Annotated in this window: 3 protein-coding genes; 2 read left to right on the forward strand and 1 reads right to left on the reverse strand. The window is 46.2% G+C overall.

All coding sequences use genetic code 11. The features are described from left to right. Nucleotides 1–378 (reverse strand): competence protein ComK (locus ON064_RS18175; protein ID WP_274625865.1); only part of this gene is annotated, 378 nt, incomplete at its 3' end. 240 nt (nucleotides 379–618) lie between these two features. Between ON064_RS18175 and ON064_RS18180 the strand changes: the two genes are divergently transcribed. Together ON064_RS18180 and ON064_RS18185 are read left to right on the forward strand one after the other, a co-directional pair. Further along, on the forward strand, nucleotides 619–1,107 hold the full coding sequence (locus ON064_RS18180; protein ID WP_274625866.1) for a sigma-70 family RNA polymerase sigma factor: 489 nt from the start codon (nucleotides 619–621) through the stop codon (nucleotides 1,105–1,107). 69 nt (nucleotides 1,108–1,176) lie between these two features. Continuing rightward, the coding region (locus tag ON064_RS18185; RefSeq protein WP_274625867.1) for a LytS/YhcK type 5TM receptor domain-containing protein at nucleotides 1,177–1,529 on the forward strand (353 nt) is incomplete at its 3' end.

Here is a 1,529-nt window from a genome sequence, read left to right on the forward strand (position 1 = left end):
GACTTCTTTGGAGATCCCGAAGCGTTCGTAAATGATACGTGTCCTGATGGAAGAGATGGCCTCCAGTTTGTAGTGGTGATTGAAGATCCAGACGCACCCCAGTTGGCAAGGGGAATGAGTCGGGTAGGCGGCAAGACCGCGATTTGAGAATAGAATGATGTTCTTCCCATGTATCTTGAGGTTATGGCGCGTCGCTTTTACGCGACCACCGTTAGGGAAAGCGAACAACATGGATGCTTTATCTATCAAAGTTAGCGGCGGGTCGGGCGAATAGAAGACACCGTATGGAGTAGTGATGCGTGAACGCTTTCCTGTCTCGTACCATGATTCGAGAAATAAGACGTCCTGATCAACCCGCAAATCACCGCAATTTTTCATTCCGTCTCTCTCCTTTTTACATTGTGGGGAAATCGTATCATTTCTCTTTTAATGAATCAATATAAATATACAGATAATTGTAATTATTGTGGAAATTATTAAAAACTTAAGTATTATAAAATGGTTTTATTATCCAATTTTAAATGCATTGGTGTTCACTTTCCGGCCTAGACTCAGCGGGAAAGCTTTCATAAGCTGTATTCACCCGGGAATAAACAGGACGTCCAGAAGGAAAAGAAGATGGAAGCTTTTACGGAAGTGGCAGACCAGTACGCGCCGATGATCTCATCGATTATCCGCAAATTGAATATTTACACCGATTATGATGCATTCCGCCAACTAGGGTTTATTGCGCTGTGGCAAGCGTGGGAAAAACATGATCCGGCAATCGGCCATTTTGCGCCGTTTGCCTATCGCAGCATCAAAGGTGCCATGAAAGACGAATTGACAAGGCGTCAAAAAGGAGGCAAGAAGGTCAAGAATTCCGATTTATTCCTTGAAGAGGAAGAAGCGGTGGAGTGGGTGGCTGAAAAGTTGCCGGACTGGCTGGATGCAGCTTTCTTGAGCCCGAAAGAACGGCGGCTGCTTCAGGAGATGTATATAGACGGCTACAGCCTGACAGAATTGCAAAAACATTATGGCGTCACATTATCCGGCATGAAAAAGCGCAGGGAACGGACCTTGACGAAGATACGGGCGGCAATTGACCATCCGTATAAAGATCGTTAAAAATAGCTGGAAGGTGAGGGGAAATTATCGGTATAATAGTAATCTGAAACGGGAAAGGGAGGTGCAGCCATGGAAGCAATGATGACCGGCATGATCAATAATATTTTCTTCATCATTTTTCCAATCATCCTCTATCAAATGTTCGCGACAGCCGGGCAGCGAAACTTCTTCGTCAGCCACAGGATCACCATGACGATCCTGTTTTCCATCTCCATCATCCTGTGCATGGTGTTTCCGTACCAATTTCTCACGGAAGATTATATATTCGACCTCCGGCAAGTACCGATGATTGTCGGAGCTTTATACGGCGGGCCCTTGGTCAGTGCGGTGCTGTTCATCGTATCGGCTGTCGGGCGTATAGCCATTGGCGGGGACGGCATGTATATCGCCATCTTGAATCAGTTGTTGGTGGCCGCAGGCGT

Origin of the sequence: Planococcus sp. A6 (assembly GCF_028823615.1) — a bacterium.
Taxonomy (GTDB): Bacteria; Bacillota; Bacilli; order Bacillales_A; family Planococcaceae; genus Planococcus.

What these genes read in the sequence shown, in the direction of transcription:
- ON064_RS18180 (WP_274625866.1), top strand. Translation starts at nt 619, where the DNA reads ATGGAAGCTTTTACGGAAGTGGCAGACCAGTACGCGCCGATGATCTCA.